14 protein-coding genes are annotated in these 13,871 nt (G+C 66.1%); 8 read left to right on the top strand and 6 right to left on the bottom strand.

Translation table 11 applies throughout. The annotated features are described in order from the left end of the window. Positions 1-72 precede the first annotated feature (72 nt). Entirely contained in the window at positions 73-381 is a 309-nt protein-coding gene (locus tag ACQR1B_RS20375) for a hypothetical protein (protein ID WP_284416395.1), read from the top strand. 109 nt (positions 382-490) lie between these two features. Here ACQR1B_RS20375 and ACQR1B_RS20370 read toward each other — a convergent pair whose 3' ends face one another. From ACQR1B_RS20370 to ACQR1B_RS20360, 3 genes are all read right to left on the bottom strand, one after another. Further along, complete coding sequence (locus ACQR1B_RS20370) at positions 491-1,114, bottom strand: GNAT family N-acetyltransferase (protein ID WP_434833190.1); 624 nt, start codon at positions 1,112-1,114, stop codon at positions 491-493. Between the two features lie 160 nt (positions 1,115-1,274). Beyond that, entirely contained in the window at positions 1,275-1,673 is a 399-nt protein-coding gene (locus tag ACQR1B_RS20365; protein ID WP_434833191.1) for a PaaI family thioesterase, read from the bottom strand. Positions 1,674-1,796: 123 nt separating this feature from the next. Continuing rightward, positions 1,797-3,077, bottom strand: coding sequence for an ArgE/DapE family deacylase (locus ACQR1B_RS20360; RefSeq protein ID WP_434833192.1), 1,281 nt, complete (start codon positions 3,075-3,077; stop codon positions 1,797-1,799). A 156-nt stretch (positions 3,078-3,233) separates the two neighbouring features. Between ACQR1B_RS20360 and ACQR1B_RS20355 the strand changes: the two genes are divergently transcribed. The 3 genes from ACQR1B_RS20355 (at position 3,234) to ACQR1B_RS20345 (ending at position 5,101) form a co-directional block, all read left to right on the top strand. Further along, a complete protein-coding gene (locus ACQR1B_RS20355; RefSeq protein ID WP_434833193.1) occupies positions 3,234-3,386 on the top strand; it encodes a hypothetical protein in 153 nt (50 codons plus the stop codon). Beyond that, complete coding sequence (locus tag ACQR1B_RS20350; RefSeq protein WP_434833194.1) at positions 3,386-3,655, top strand: DUF6719 family protein; 270 nt, start codon at positions 3,386-3,388, stop codon at positions 3,653-3,655. Before ACQR1B_RS20355 ends, ACQR1B_RS20350 begins: the two co-directional genes overlap by 1 nt. 99 nt (positions 3,656-3,754) lie before the next feature. Next, positions 3,755-5,101, top strand: coding sequence for an HlyD family type I secretion periplasmic adaptor subunit (locus ACQR1B_RS20345; RefSeq protein WP_434833195.1), 1,347 nt, complete (start codon positions 3,755-3,757; stop codon positions 5,099-5,101). A gap of 9 nt (positions 5,102-5,110) precedes the next feature. Here the strand turns inward: ACQR1B_RS20345 and ACQR1B_RS20340 are convergent, their stop codons facing one another. Beyond that, positions 5,111-6,796 carry a 2Fe-2S iron-sulfur cluster-binding protein gene (locus tag ACQR1B_RS20340; protein WP_434833196.1) on the bottom strand — a complete coding sequence of 562 codons (1,686 nt, stop codon included), beginning with the start codon at positions 6,794-6,796 and terminating at the stop codon, positions 5,111-5,113. Positions 6,797-6,966: 170 nt separating this feature from the next. Between ACQR1B_RS20340 and ACQR1B_RS20335 the strand changes: the two genes are divergently transcribed. Both ACQR1B_RS20335 and ACQR1B_RS20330 read left to right on the top strand, forming a co-directional pair. After that, positions 6,967-8,691 carry a type I secretion system permease/ATPase gene (locus ACQR1B_RS20335; protein ID WP_434833197.1) on the top strand — a complete coding sequence of 575 codons (1,725 nt, stop codon included), beginning with the start codon at positions 6,967-6,969 and terminating at the stop codon, positions 8,689-8,691. Between the two features lie 46 nt (positions 8,692-8,737). Further along, positions 8,738-9,517, top strand: coding sequence for a hypothetical protein (locus tag ACQR1B_RS20330; protein WP_434833198.1), 780 nt, complete (start codon positions 8,738-8,740; stop codon positions 9,515-9,517). Positions 9,518-9,578: 61 nt separating this feature from the next. Here the strand turns inward: ACQR1B_RS20330 and ACQR1B_RS20325 are convergent, their stop codons facing one another. Together ACQR1B_RS20325 and ACQR1B_RS20320 are read right to left on the bottom strand one after the other, a co-directional pair. Further along, complete coding sequence (locus tag ACQR1B_RS20325; RefSeq protein WP_434833390.1) at positions 9,579-9,941, bottom strand: hypothetical protein; 363 nt, start codon at positions 9,939-9,941, stop codon at positions 9,579-9,581. A gap of 596 nt (positions 9,942-10,537) precedes the next feature. Further along, positions 10,538-11,089, bottom strand: a complete 552-nt coding sequence (locus ACQR1B_RS20320; protein ID WP_434833199.1) for a CreA family protein — start codon at positions 11,087-11,089, stop codon at positions 10,538-10,540. A 229-nt stretch (positions 11,090-11,318) separates the two neighbouring features. On the opposite strand from ACQR1B_RS20320, the gene ACQR1B_RS20315 reads away from it, so the two are divergent. Next, positions 11,319-13,058, top strand: coding sequence for a L,D-transpeptidase family protein (locus ACQR1B_RS20315; protein WP_434833200.1), 1,740 nt, complete (start codon positions 11,319-11,321; stop codon positions 13,056-13,058). A gap of 154 nt (positions 13,059-13,212) precedes the next feature. Continuing rightward, positions 13,213-13,788, top strand: coding sequence for a glutathione peroxidase (locus ACQR1B_RS20310; protein WP_434833201.1), 576 nt, complete (start codon positions 13,213-13,215; stop codon positions 13,786-13,788). Positions 13,789-13,871 lie beyond the last annotated feature (83 nt).

Here is a 13,871-nt window from a genome sequence, read left to right as displayed (position 1 = left end):
GCTGCCGCGCAGATTTATATTGCAATGCAACAATGCTGCTTCTAGGTATCCCGGACGATCCACGAGGCCCCCATGAGCGAAGATTGGAACACCAAGTACGGTCCGCGTCGCGTCAGGCGTGATCCCCCGACTCTGGAAGAGGCGATCTTCGCGGCGTCCGGCATCACCGACGACGTCCAGGCCCAGGCCGAGATCGCGTCGGCGCTGATGGGGTTGCCGCTCGAGCAGGTGCTGCCCGAGGTCAAGAAGGCCGTCCGAGTCGCCGCGCGCACCAACACTCGGGTCATCACCCCGGACCAGGGCAGCCACCAGCAGCGCGCCGTCGTGGTCGAGCGCCGCACCGTGCGCCGCTTCAACTTCGACAAGCGCACCGGCACCTGAGCGTCATTCTGCGGATCAATGCTCCGCAGATCAGCCACAGCCAACGAATCAAAAAAGGCGCGGCAGCGGTGATCGCTGCCGCGCCTCTCGTGTTGATTGTGCGCCCAGCTCAGGCGGCGCGCTGATCGCCGTACATGCGCGTGACCAGCTTCCAGCAGGCGCGATTGAGGTTGAAGAGCGCGCGGGCCGCCGCGATCGGCGTTTCGATGACGAGCTTTGCGAACTCATCGTGCGGGTGCTGGGCCAGGTCGATCGTGCCGGTGGATTCGCCGTGACGAAACGCAAGATGCGCGCCGAACTTCGCGGCCAGCGCCCGCATCGCATGGTTCTGCGAGCCCGTCGTCACGCGCAGCTCCCGATAGCCTTTCCAGCGCGCTTCCGAAATCACCCGCTGGAACAGCAGGCTGCCGACGCCGCGGCGGCGCACGCAGGACTCGACGCTGAAGGCAATCTCCGGAAGCCCGTCCTCGGACTGCTCCGGCGGATGCAGCTCGGCGGCGCCGCGCACCATGCCGTTTTCCATGTAGGCGACGATGATCGTGCCGTCAGCCGCACAGCGGGCCGCGTAGCGTTCGATGAAACTGTCGTCGAGGAAACCGTTGAATCGATCGTGCCGGCTCTCCGAATCGAGCCGCAGCAAATGATCGCGCAGCAGCGGCAGTTCCTCGTGCTGGCTGAGCGTCCGCACATAGCCGAAGCCCGGCCGGGGACGAAAAGTATCTACCTGTGACACTGCCAAAGACTCCTGTTCGAAGCCCTTCCCACAGACGTCTTTCCCTAGACCCGGCTATATTGTGCATCGCAGCATTCATTGCAAGCCCCATCCTCTACGGAGGGATCATGCGGGGCATGCGCGGACCGCGTGCGTTAACGATTCGTTTGTGTACGAATCATCACAGCACGAGCTGAGTCTGGGTGACGATCGCGACCAGGCGCCCGTCATCGGTCTCGATCCGGGTCTGCCATACCTGGGTGCGGCGGCCACGATGCACCGGCGTGGCGGTGGCCGTCACCACGGTCCCCTCCGTGGCGCCGCCGATGAAATTGGTCTTGCTCTCGATGGTCGTGGTGCCCTTGGCATCCTCCGGCAGATTGATCACGGTCGCGGCTGCGCCCACGGAGTCGGCGAGCGCCATCACGGCGCCGCCGTGAATCGTGTGATGCAACGTGCAGAGATCGGGACGGACCGGCATCCGTGCCACCACGCGCTCGGCGCTGGCCTCGGTGAAAACGACGCCCTTCAACTCCGCGAACGGCATCTTCAGCGAATTGATCTTCTCGAGCGGCGTCATGGCGGTCCCTCCCCTTCGATCGAACGGCACGTCTTTCGCGTGTTTGTGCGGGATCTGGATGCATCGGGCCTCGTACCGAAGGCAATGACCTGCGAGGTCATTGCCTTCGAGCGAGTCTGCCGATCAGGATGTCTCGACGCCACACCACTCGGCGATGAACAGCGCCATGGTCTTGGTCACCTGGCGCAGCGAATCGAGCTCGACATATTCGTTGAAGCCGTGCATCGCCGCCCCCGTCGCGCCGAAGCACAGGCTCGGAATGTCGTAGTTGAGGCCGTAGAAGCGCGTGTCGGTCAGCGCCGTGAACACGAGATCCTGCACCTCGCCGCCATGGACCGCGCTGAACGCCCGCCCGAACGCCGCCTCCGGCTCGGCGGAATTGGTCAGCTCATAGCCCTCCGACAGGAAGCCGGACCATTCGACGACCGGCGGATTGTTGGAGAGGAAGCGGTGATCGCGCGAGGCTGAGGCCACGCAGGCGAGGATCTCGTTCTGGCAGTCCTTCACCGACCAGCCCGGCAGGATCGCGATGCGGCAATCGACGTCGCACCAGGCCGGCACGCTGGAGGCCCAGTCGCCACCCCTGATGATCCCCGGATTGAAGTTGATCGGATGGGTGAGCGTCTTGAAGTAGCGGTCGCTCTTGGCGCGCTCGTTCCAGTCGGCTTCCAGCTTCTCCAGTGCATGGATGAGATGATAGCTCGCCTGGATCGCATTGGCGCCGACGCCGGCCTCGAACACATGCGCCGGGAAGCCACGCACCTTGATGCGGAACCAGATCACGCCGACCTGCGAGCGCACCATCTTCTCGCTGGTCGGCTCCGGAATGAAGCAGGCATCGGCGCGATAACCGCGCTGCAAAGTGGACAGCGCGCCGACCCCGGTGCTCTCCTCCTCGATGACGGACTGAAGGTGGATGCGCGCGGTCGGCTTGAAGCCTGCGGCCTTGATGGCATCGAGCGCATAGAGCGCGCCGATCGTGCCGGACTTCATGTCGCAGGCGCCGCGGCCATACATCCGGCCATCCCGAATGACCGGCGAGAACGGCGGCGTCTCCCACATGTCGAGCGGACCGGCGGGCACGACGTCGCAATGTCCCTGCAGGATCAGCGAGCGCCCGGCCGACGTCGCGGGACGATAGGTTCCGACGACGCTGCGAGCCTTGGAGAAATCGTGCTCGATCGGGCCGTAGCCGCGCATGTCCTTCAGATCATCGAGATCGATGTGCCAGTCGTCGACCTCGTAGCCGCGCGCGCGCAGGAGATCACCGAACATGTCCTGACACGGCCCCTCGGCGCCGCGGGTCGAAGGGATCGCGACGAAGTCGCGGGTAGTCGCAAGCTGCCGGTCGAAGCCGGCATCGACGGCGTCGAGGATGCGTTGCGTAACGTCTTGGGTGGTCATGCCTGTCCAGGTTCCAATTGCTGACGGCCGCAGCAAATCACAATCTCACGCATCGTTGCACCGGATTCACCGCTGCTTTCAGAATCGCAAGGCCGCCCGTACATTCGCGCATACGAAGACCGTGACAGACTTGGGATACAGACTTGGGATCTTGGCATGTCGGATCACCGCAACATCCTCTATTTCCTGCTCGGCATTCTCAGCATGGCGATCGTCGTGCTCGGCTACAATTTCTATCAGGCCAAGAGGCAGCCGGAGGGTGTCCAGATCAATATCGGGCCCAACGGCCTCAAGATCGAAGGAAAGTGATGCGTTCTCAAACCTCGTCGTTCGCCGCCGTCGCGACGCGCCATTTCAGTGTCCTCGGTGTCTTGCTGTTGGCTGCTGCTCCGGCCCACGCGCAATATGTCGGGCGCGAGCAGGACGTGACCGATCTCCGGCTTGGCCAGCGCGTGCTGGTCGATGACGGCACCTGTCCTGCCGGCCAGGTCAAGGAGGTCTCCGGCTCGAGAATGGCCGACACCGGCATCGTCCGCACCACCAAATGCGTGGCCCGCTTCGGGCCGAAGAAGAGATAGCGCCGCCGTCGTCCGATCGCCGCGGCGTGACCTGTCGCACAGTGCCATCTCCCGACATCACCGATGATCCCGTTTCGTAAGGCAATACGGGGGACGGCGATGTCGATGTCACTGGTGCAGGATCACGGCTTTTTCGAACCCGCGGACCGGGCGCAGCCGGTCAGGGCCGATTTCAGCCGCTACGCCCTGCTCGGCTATCTCTCGATTGCGCTGGTGTTCGGCGGCTTCGGCGTGTGGGCGGCCTATGCGCCGCTCGACCGCGCGGCGATCGCCCCGGGTACGGTGTCCGTCTCCGGCGATCACAAGGTGGTTCAGCACCGCGAGGGCGGAATCATCCTGGAAATCCTCGCCAAGGAAACCCACACGGTGCGCCGCGGCGATCTGCTGTTCCGGCTGCAGCCGACCGAGGCGCAGGCCAACACCGACCTGCTGCGCAAGCAGATGGATGCGGCGCTCGCCCAGGAAGCTCGCCTCCTGGCCGAGCGCGGCAACGCCCGCATGATCACTTTCCCCGACAGCCTGCTCAATCGGCAGAACGTGCCGGAAGCGGCGCTCGTGATCGCCGACCAGCAGCGCCTCTTCATCGAGCGCCGCAACGGCCTGATCAGCCAGATCAACATCCTCAACTCGCAGATCGCCCAGCAGCAGCAGGAGCTCGCCGGCCGCGACCGCCAGCGCGCCGCGCTCACGGCGCAGCGCGCGAGCTTCGAGACCCAGATCAACAATGTGCGGCCGGCCGTCGCGGCCGGCTACTTTGCGCGCAACAGGTTCCTCGAACTCGAACGCGAGCGCGCCCGCGTCGAAGGCGATCTGGGCCAGGCCCAGGCCGACGTGGCGCGGCTGACGCAGACGGCCGCGCAGACGCGCCTGCAGATCGACCAGACCTTGCAGAAATATCTCGCCGAGGTCGGTCAGCAGCTCGACGGCACCCGGGCCAAGCTGTCCGACCTGCGCGAGAAGCTCGTGATTGCCGAAGACGTGCTGCGCCGCGTCGACATCCGCGCCGAGCGCGACGGCATCGTCATGAACATGAAGGTCCACACCGTCGGTGCCGTCGTGAAACCCGGCGATACGCTCGCCGAGATCGTCCCGGTCGGCGAAGGCGTCGATGTGATGGCGCACGTCTCGCCCCGCGACATCGAGAGCGTCGCCATCGGGCAGAAGGCCGAAGTGCGCTTTCCCAATTTCTCTTCGCGCACGACGCCGACGATCTTCGGCAAGGTCCAGAGCGTCTCGGCCGACGCCATGCCGGACGAGGCGACCAAGCAGAGCTACTACTCGACACGGGTCGTGATCGACTATTCGACCCTGCCGCCCGAGATCTCCGAGAAGATCGTGCCGGGCATGCAGGCCGACGTGATCATTTCGACGGGCGAGCGCACCGTGCTCGACTATCTCGTCGGTCCCCTGCTCAACACGCTCGCCAAGACGTTCCGGGAAAAATGACGGCCACGCTCAGGCGGGCGCCACAGGTCCGGCGCCCGCCTCGAGAGAGATGGCGCGGGCGCGCTGCACGCCGATGACGTCGAGATCCCTGCCCTGCTCTGCGCCCGCCAGAGTCTCACGGGCCATTCCATCCGGCGCGTCCAGGCCGGCCGCGGTCGCCACGCCCACGGACATCACGAGCTGCCAGCCTCTGGTGGAGGCCAGTTCGGCCATGCGTGCCGGCAACTCCGTCGCTCCCGCGAGAACCGCCAACTGCGTCGTGCGTCCCAGGCCCAGCCCTCCGACCACGACCTCACCGACCGAGGCACCGATCGCGAGTTCGACGGGCCGTCCGATCTCGGCCGCGATCCTCTCGTTGACACGGTCCATGGCAACGTCCATCGCGCTGATCGCCTGCAGCGCATTGCGGCAGCCCTGCTCCGGTCCCTGCTGCTCGCCGAACACAGCGAGCACACCGTCACCGAGGAACCGGTCAATGCGCCCGGCATGGGCTTCGACAGCCCCGCCGATGGCGCCAAAAATCTCGTTCATCATGAACCCGAGATCGGAGGCCAGCCGGTCGCGCGCGATCACGGCCACGGCGCAGACCCGGATATGGACGAGGCATACCGTGCGCCGCTCGGCCTGCGCGTCCGCGACGACGGTCACGCGCTCGCCTTGATCGCTCCCCAGGAGCCGCGTGACCGTCAGCGGCGCCGCTGGGCGGATCTGGCAGGCCAGCCGGACATTGCCGGGAGCCGCCAAGCCGGCGAGCACGGCGCGTTCCTCGGCGCCGGGCGGCGGCAGCGTCTCGGCGCCGTCCTCGACACGGACCCGGCACAAACCGCAGCGGGCGCGACCGCCGCATTCGGATGGGTGCGCGAGACCGTTGGTCCTGGAGATCTCGAGCAGCGTCGGACCGATCGCAGCCTGCACCGTCGCACCGCCCGTGAACGCAATGGCCACCTTCGGCGCCGCCAGCATTGCGATGTGGCGAAACACGATGATGGTCGCGCCGGCCACCAGCAGCGCCGCAACAGCGATCTGCGCCGATGTCCGGAACAGACCGAGCCACTTCAGGTCGAGCTCGCCCGGCCAATGCGTGACCTGACGCATGCGCTCGGCCATCCCGGGATCAGTCATCAAGGCAGCGACGGCGCGCCCCGAGACCACGAAGCCCATCAGCGCCGCCATCGGCACGGCGACAGCGAGCACGACCAATAGCGGCTGCGCGAGACGATACCAGCTACGGAATTTCAGCCAGTGGTGCAGACCGAGGCAGCCGTGACTCCAGACCAGCAGCAGCAGCGCCGTCTGCATCCATGCCGCGCCGGGCCACATCAGCGCCAGCGCATAGAGGTAGCTGTCCTGAACACCGAACAGCGCGTGCGCGACATGCGTCTCGATGACGTGCGGCAGCAACAGCAACGGGATCGCAAACCCCGTGACGATCTGGGTCGCCTCCCACGCCGGCAATCGCCAGGTGCCGCGCTGGATCGTCGTCGTGAAGGCAAGTGCGGCATGCGCCAGCAGCGCGGCCACCAGCACGATCATCCCCGGCCATGACCGGGTTACCGCAAGGCGCCATTCCTGCACCTCGTCCATCGCCTCCAGGCTGAACAGACCGACTCCGTGATTGAGGAAATGCGTTGCCGCGAACGCGAACAGAACGAGCCCGGACACGAGGCGGATGGTTTGGGTCGTTACGGCGCGCATGTCTTCACTGGCGGATGATGCAAATTTCCAAGCGGGAATGTCCCTGCGGTAGCTGCTGACACCGGCCAACTCAAGCGCCCGCGAGGCCCTCCGCACTCTGTGAGGTCAGTCACGGTCGTAGAGGCCGCGCTGGACGAACCTGCCCCCGCGCTATCGCAAGGGGATCCGACATGACCACCAAAATCGCCCGAAGCCCGCTCGGCACCGCGCTCCGCGCCTGCTTTCCCGCACTTACCGCGACCTTCGTGCTCAGCCTCTTCATCAACGCGAGCATGCTGGCCTCGCCGCTCTATTCGATGCAGGTCTATGACCGCGTCCTCACCAGCCGCAGTCTCGGCACGCTGGTCATGCTGACCCTGATCGTCGGCGTCTTCCTGGTGCTCTATGGCGTGCTGGAATTCGCCCGCTCCGGCGTGCTGGCGCGCGCCGGCGTCCAGTTCGAAGGCACGCTGCGCCATCCGCTGTTCGAGACCATGATGAAGGCCGAACTGTCGCCGCGGCATCGCTTCGGCCAGCAGATCATCCGCGACGCCGAGACCATCCGCGACTGCATCTCCAGCGGCACCGCCGCCATCGCCTGCGATCTGCCGTGGACCCCGGTGTTCGTCGCTCTGTGCTTCCTGCAGCATGCCTATCTCGGCATCCTTTCCCTGTTCGGCGCCATCGTGCTGTTCTCGCTGGCACTGCTCACCGAGTTCTACACGCGCTCCAGCGTCGAGCGCACCAATGCACTGGCCAATGAAGCCTCGCGCTTCGTTGCGGCGGCGCTGCGCAATGGCGAGGTCGTGCGCGGGCTCGGCATGGGCGACATCGTGATGGACCGCTGGAGCTGCCGGCAATCGGCAATGGTCGATGCCCACAGCACGCTGGTCGAGCGTGGTGCCGCGATGCATTCGGTGACCAAGTTTGCGCGCATGGCGGTGCAGACGTCGCTGCTCTGCATCGGCGCTTGGCTCGCCATCGAGCAGCAGATTTCGCCCGGCGCGATGATGGCGACGTCGATCATCATGGGCCGCGCACTGGCGCCGGTCGAGCAGGTCGTCGGCCAGTGGAAGCGCATCATCGCGTTCCGCTCCGCCTATCGCCGGCTCGACGAGCTGTTCCATGCGCTGCCGGTCACGGCTGCACCGACGGCCCTGCCGACGCCGCGCGGCGACATCGACGTCGAGAACGCCGTGGTCTGGCCGCCGGCGGCCGGCCGGCCGTCGGTCAAGGGCGTGAGCTTTGCGCTCAAGGCCGGCGAGAGCCTGGCGATCGTCGGCGCCTCCGCCAGCGGCAAGTCGAGCATGGCGCGCGCGATGGCCGGAGTGTGGCCGCTGCGCGAAGGCGTGATCCGGATCGACGGTGCCGCCTACAGCCAATGGGACCAGAACCGGCTCGGCAAGCATATCGGTTACCTGCCGCAGGACATCGAGCTGTTCTCCGGCACCGTCGCCGACAATATCGCGCGCCTCGCCAAGGTCGACGAAGCCGCGGTCGTCGCGGCCGCCAAGGCCGCGGGCGCGCATGAGGTGATCCTGCGCCTGCCCAACGGCTACGACACACCGATCGGCGATGGCGGCGTAGCGCTGTCGGGCGGCATGCGCCAGCGTGTCGGCCTCGCCCGCGCCCTCTATGGTGATCCGCGGCTGCTGATCCTGGACGAGCCGAACTCCAACCTCGACGAGGACGGCGAGCGGGCGCTGGCCCACGCCATGGCCCAGGCGAAGGCGGCCGGCCGCACAGTGATCGTCGTCACGCACCGTCCGCAGCTTCTGGCGCATGTTGACCGCATCATGGTGATGGCCTTCGGCAAGACGCTGGCGTTCGGTCCGCGTGACGAGGTGATCGCCAAGATGCGCGGCCAGCGCGTCGTCGTCGCCCACGACCGGGCGACCGCCAGCGCCGCGGCCTGAAGCGGACACGGCGCAGTTGATGCACCACCCATCCAAGGAGCCTACGATGACCCGATTCTCCCCCCGCGCGACGGCCCTGCCATTGGCGCTCGCGACCGCCGTCCTGCTGCCGATATCGGCTCTCGCGGAGACGCCGATGACCGCGCGGCAGATGCTGGCACACGCGCAGACCCAGGCCCTCAACGTGCCCAGCGACATCAGCAAGACGGCGCCCGAGCGTGCCCGAAGCGAAACGCCGGTCAGCGCGGCCGCGGCTCTCCCCGCGGACGCCGTCGCGATCGCGGCGCCGCTTCCGGTGATCGAGCCGCCGGCCCCCATCGCGCCTCCGGCCACGACGCTCTCGTCGCTCGCGGCTCCCGTCGCAACGGACGCAGCCTCGCCGCAGTCGCGCACCAATTCACTCACGGCCGCGGTGCCGACCGTTTCGACCGTCAAGGCCCCGGAGGCCATCCCCGCGACGCCACCGGTGGCCGCCAGCACCGAGAGCCGCCACGTCGCACCGGCCGCGCCGCCCGTTCCGACAACGGCCTCATCCACCGCAGCGCCCACGGCCGCCCCCACCCCAGCACCGACGGCGCCTGCTGGGCCGGCTCCAGCAGCCGCGGAGACAACGCGGGTGCCGGCGGCGTCTGCGCCGTCTGCCGAAAAGACTCCAAATGCCAAGCGTCAGCCGGCCCATGCCGACGCCGGCGCCGCGCGCCCCGCCCGCAAATCGACGGCGCGATCGGCGATCCGCAGCGACGATGCGGCCATCAATACCCAGATCTCGCGCATCATGCGCCGGCCCGAGGTGCAGTCGCTGATGTCGCAATATGGCCTGGACTGAAGACGAGTGCCGGACGACGGACATGATCAGAGATCAGTGCAACGTCTCACCCGCTTGCCGATCACTTGGCGGGGTCGAACATGCACTGCAGGGCCGGCTTCGCGATTTTGGTGAAGGTGGGGCCGATCTCCGCCTGCTTGGTGGGCGGCACCCAATCCGTCTCGATCGTCGGGACGCCGGTTTCGCTGATGCCGCGCAGCAGAGCCTGGCGCAGGTCGGCGTCCTCGACCACGACGGCCGCATGGTCGTGCAGGCACGAACAGACGGCTTCGGGGTGCGCCCATCGTCCGAGCATGTGAGGCGCGCATTGGCGAACGAACTCGCCGCGCAGATCAGGCAGTCGGACCGCAGGCCGCGCGTCGGCGGAGGACCAGGAGAGGCAGGACAGGGCGGCAAGCGCCGCAATACCCAGTCGAAAAAGCATGATGGACCGCTGGTCTCGTGTTCTCGTCATGTCATCTTGGCCGCGGCTGACGACACGACCGGGGCGCAATTGCTGCTCATCCACGCTTCATATCGATTTCACGTTTCATGCGGTCTGCGGCCCAAGCCGAAAATGGTTTCGTGGCCTCTCTGCTTTGTTTCGTGCGGCTCCGCCTCACGACATCAAATGCAACCATGACGAGATGTTGAGCCAAACCTCAAGCAAGACGGAACAGCAGGCACGACCAGATCGCGCGCGTCGCCCGAAGCCGCGGTCGGTGGAGGGCTTCTTAAGGTCTGTCCTGTAACCTCTGGCGGTCTGGGCGAACGTCCCAACTCCTCACCGCCCCGGCAGCGCGCGGTGCGTTGACGACATCGTTGCTCCCTCAGGGTTCGCCATGGACGACAAACGCACGCACACTCCGAAGGCACGACTCGGGCGAAGCCCCCTCACCACGCCGATGGCGCAGCAGCGCGTCGAAAATCACGCCAGTCCGACGCCGCAAAGCCTGGTACAGCTGATCGGCTGCCACGATGCGGCCAAGCGCAGATTGCCCGGCAAGCGCGCAGACAGCCGACCGTCCCCGAGCGCGTCCCTTACTGAATGAAGTCGCCGCATTTCTGCACGTCGCCGTCGTCGGCCCTGCCCCAGGGCATGACCGGGACCGACGAAGTCGAGTTCTTCGGCGAGCCTTCGATCAGCCTGTCGGAATAGACCATGTAGACGAGCACGTTGCGCTTGGGGTCGCAACCGCGCACGATCTGCATCTTCTTGAAGAACAGCGATCGGCGCTGCCGGAACATGTCGTCGGCCTGTTCGAGCTTGCGCTTGAAGCGGATCGGCCCGATTTGCCGGCACGCGAGCGAGATGTCCGAGACCTCCTCGGCAAGGCCGAGCCAGCCGGCATATCCCCCCTTCTGCGGAACGGTGAAATGGCAGGCGACGCCCTCGACCTCAGGATCATCAACGCCATAGGTCGCGAGCTTGTCATTCGGGCTCAGCAGCTTGAACACTGTCGACCGACGGAAGATCAGATCCGGCTCGTCTGCGGCGTAAGCTGACACCACAGGCGAGAACAGTCCGATAAGCAGCAGGAATGCTAGGGTTTTCAGCCACAGATCAAACCGGTTGGTGGCTCTGAACGACATCTCAGTCTCCGTTAAATTGCCGATGGCTCGACATACCGCCCATGTAGGAACACAAACGCCTGCGAGGAAGGCGCTTCCTGCCTATCGTTCTCCCATGCGCGTTTAACGCGATGTGAGGCTTTTCTGCTACGATCGGAACGAAAATCAGGCCGGGCAGAAGCCCCAAGCTGGTGAACGCAGACTCCGTCTGCGACACTAAAGACCAGATGGTTCTTGAGGGTTTGCCGGAATGCTCTGCGTTCGTGCAGCCGCCAGCGGGCGGTTTTGTTGTGCAGCAATCGTTTCAATACCGCTCGTTCTCGCAGCGGCCTCCGGAGCTGACGCAGCGCCTTATTACTATTGGAACGATTCGCAGCCGGTCATCATTGCGCCGCCCGCACGTCCCACCGTGCCGCGCATGCCCACGACACGCCGCACCCAGAAGGCGGCAACCATCGACAAGGAAGCCGCCAAGCCGCAAGGGCCCGTCACGATCGCGATCTCGATCAACAAGCAGCATCTCAAGGTCTACGATGCCAACGGCCTGTTCGCGGAAGCCCCGGTCTCGACCGGCATGAAGGGCCACTCCACGCCGATGGGCGTGTTCAGCGTCATCCAGAAGCAGAAATTCCATCGCTCGAACATCTACAGCGGCGCGCCGATGCCGTTCATGCAACGCATCACCTGGTCCGGCGTCGCACTTCATGCCGGCGTTCTCCCAGGCTATCCGGCATCGCATGGCTGCATCCGCATGCCCGCGAGCTTTGCCACACGAATCTATGGCTGGACGCGGATGGGATCGCGCGTTCTGGTCACGCCGGGCGAAGTGGCGCCGGCCAGCTTCTCGCATCCGATGCTCGCCGCGCTGAGGGCGCCGCAGCCGAGTGCTGCGGTCCAACCCGACGCCAACGCTCCTGCGGCGACCAAGTCGGACAAGGGTGCCGCGGTGACCCCGACCATCACGGTCGCAACCATCGATCTGCGTTCCACGGTCGGCCATTCCGACGGCCCCCGGTCAGGCAATGAAGCAACCGTCCGCGCGATGCGCACCGCCGATGCCAGCAACGCCAGCGGACTGCCGGCCATGGCCTCGGACGCTTCGCCCACCGCCGCCCCCGTTCGGGCAGACACGACCGCGACTCGGACCGATGCGTCCGATCTGAAGCCCGGCGTCGCCGAACTGCCGACGAGCGAGGCTGCAAACATTGACGTCGGGGCGGGCAGCGCCGCGCCGACGCCGGCGAGCGAGCCAGCCGGCGCGGCACAGTCGGCAGCGGCCGACAAGCCGGCAGAAGCGGCCGGCAAGACCGAGGCGACCGGCTCCACCGACATCTCGACCGCCATCAAGCCTGCTGACGCCGGGCCTGCCGATGCAAAGCCCGCCGACGCCCAGATCGCGGACCAGCCAGCGGCGCCGTCCACCACGACCGCAGACGCACCAGCAAAGCCTGTCGATCCGGCGGACCTCACCAAGGATCAGTCCCGCGCGGCCGCACCGGACAAGCTGATCGCACCCAAGCCGGAGTTGAAGCGCAACAGCCAGGTCGCGATCTTCATCAGCCGCAAGGATTCGAAGCTCTACGTCCGGCAGAACTTCGCATCGGTGTTCAACACCCCGGTGACGATCGCACCAAGCGACAAGCCGTTCGGCACGCACGTATTCACCGCGACGGCGGACAAGGCCGATCCTTCGACCATGCGCTGGTCGGTCGTTTCGCTTCCTGCCTCCGCGCGCAGCGTCGCGGCCAATGAGGGCGCGGACAAAGCGGGCCGGCGCGGCAAGATTTCGGCAGAGACCCGCTCCGAGTCGAAGCCGGTCGTCGCGATGAGCACGCCAACCGAGGCGCTCGACCGCATCACCATTCCCGCTGATGTCATGGCCTGGCTCGGCGAGGCGCTGTCGACCGGAAGTTCGCTGATCGTCTCGGACCAGGGCATCAACCAGGGCGAAACCGGCGAGGGCACGGAGTTCATCCTTTCGCTGCGCTGACGACTGACGACCTCCCTTTTTCCGCCCCAGGGCAAGGGTACCCCCTTGCCGGAACGCAGTCTGATCCAACGCAACCTCGCAGCCGTTCAGAAACTGGCTGGTCGAGAGCGCGCGCGATCTGCTGATGGGGCTGGCTCTGCACAGGGAGATTCACATGATCGATCGCAGGATGGTTCTTCTCGGCATCGGCGCGTCCTTGTCCGGCACGGCGCTCGCGACGCGCGCAGCCCATGCCGACAATGCGGTGAGCAAGACGACGGCCTACCGCTTTTCCTTCCCGGTACCCTCGGGTGAGCCGATTCGCCTGTCCGATTTCGCGGGCAAGCCGGTCCTGGTGGTGAATACCGCGTCGCAGTGCGGCTACACCCCGCAATATACCGGCCTGCAGAAGCTCTGGAGCGAGTTCCATCAGCGGGGACTGTCGATCATCGCGGTGCCCTCCAACGACTTCAACCAGGAGCCCGGGATCGCCGGCGACATCGCCGAACTGGCCAACCAGCAATACGGCGTCACCTTCCCGATGGCCGCAAAGGCGGTCGTCACCGGTTCCAACGCTCACCCCTTCTACCGCTGGGCGGCCGAGGCGCGGCCCAAGGAGACCCCGCGCTGGAATTTCCACAAGTACCTCGTCGGCCGCGACGGCTATATCGCCGACGTGTTCGCCTCCTCGGTCGAGCCGACCGACACACGGGTGAAGACCGCAATCGCCCGGATGTTGGCGGACGGCTGAGCAACAGCCGGCAAGAATGCGGCGGACGCCGGCAACTTCCCCGTGCTTCTGCCGCGTTTCCTTTTGGCGCCGGTCCGGCCGCT

Origin of the sequence: Bradyrhizobium oligotrophicum, from assembly GCF_051168495.1 — a bacterium.
Classification (GTDB): Bacteria; Pseudomonadota; Alphaproteobacteria; order Rhizobiales; family Xanthobacteraceae; genus Bradyrhizobium; species Bradyrhizobium oligotrophicum_A.
This window is presented reverse-complemented; position numbering and strand designations above follow the sequence as displayed.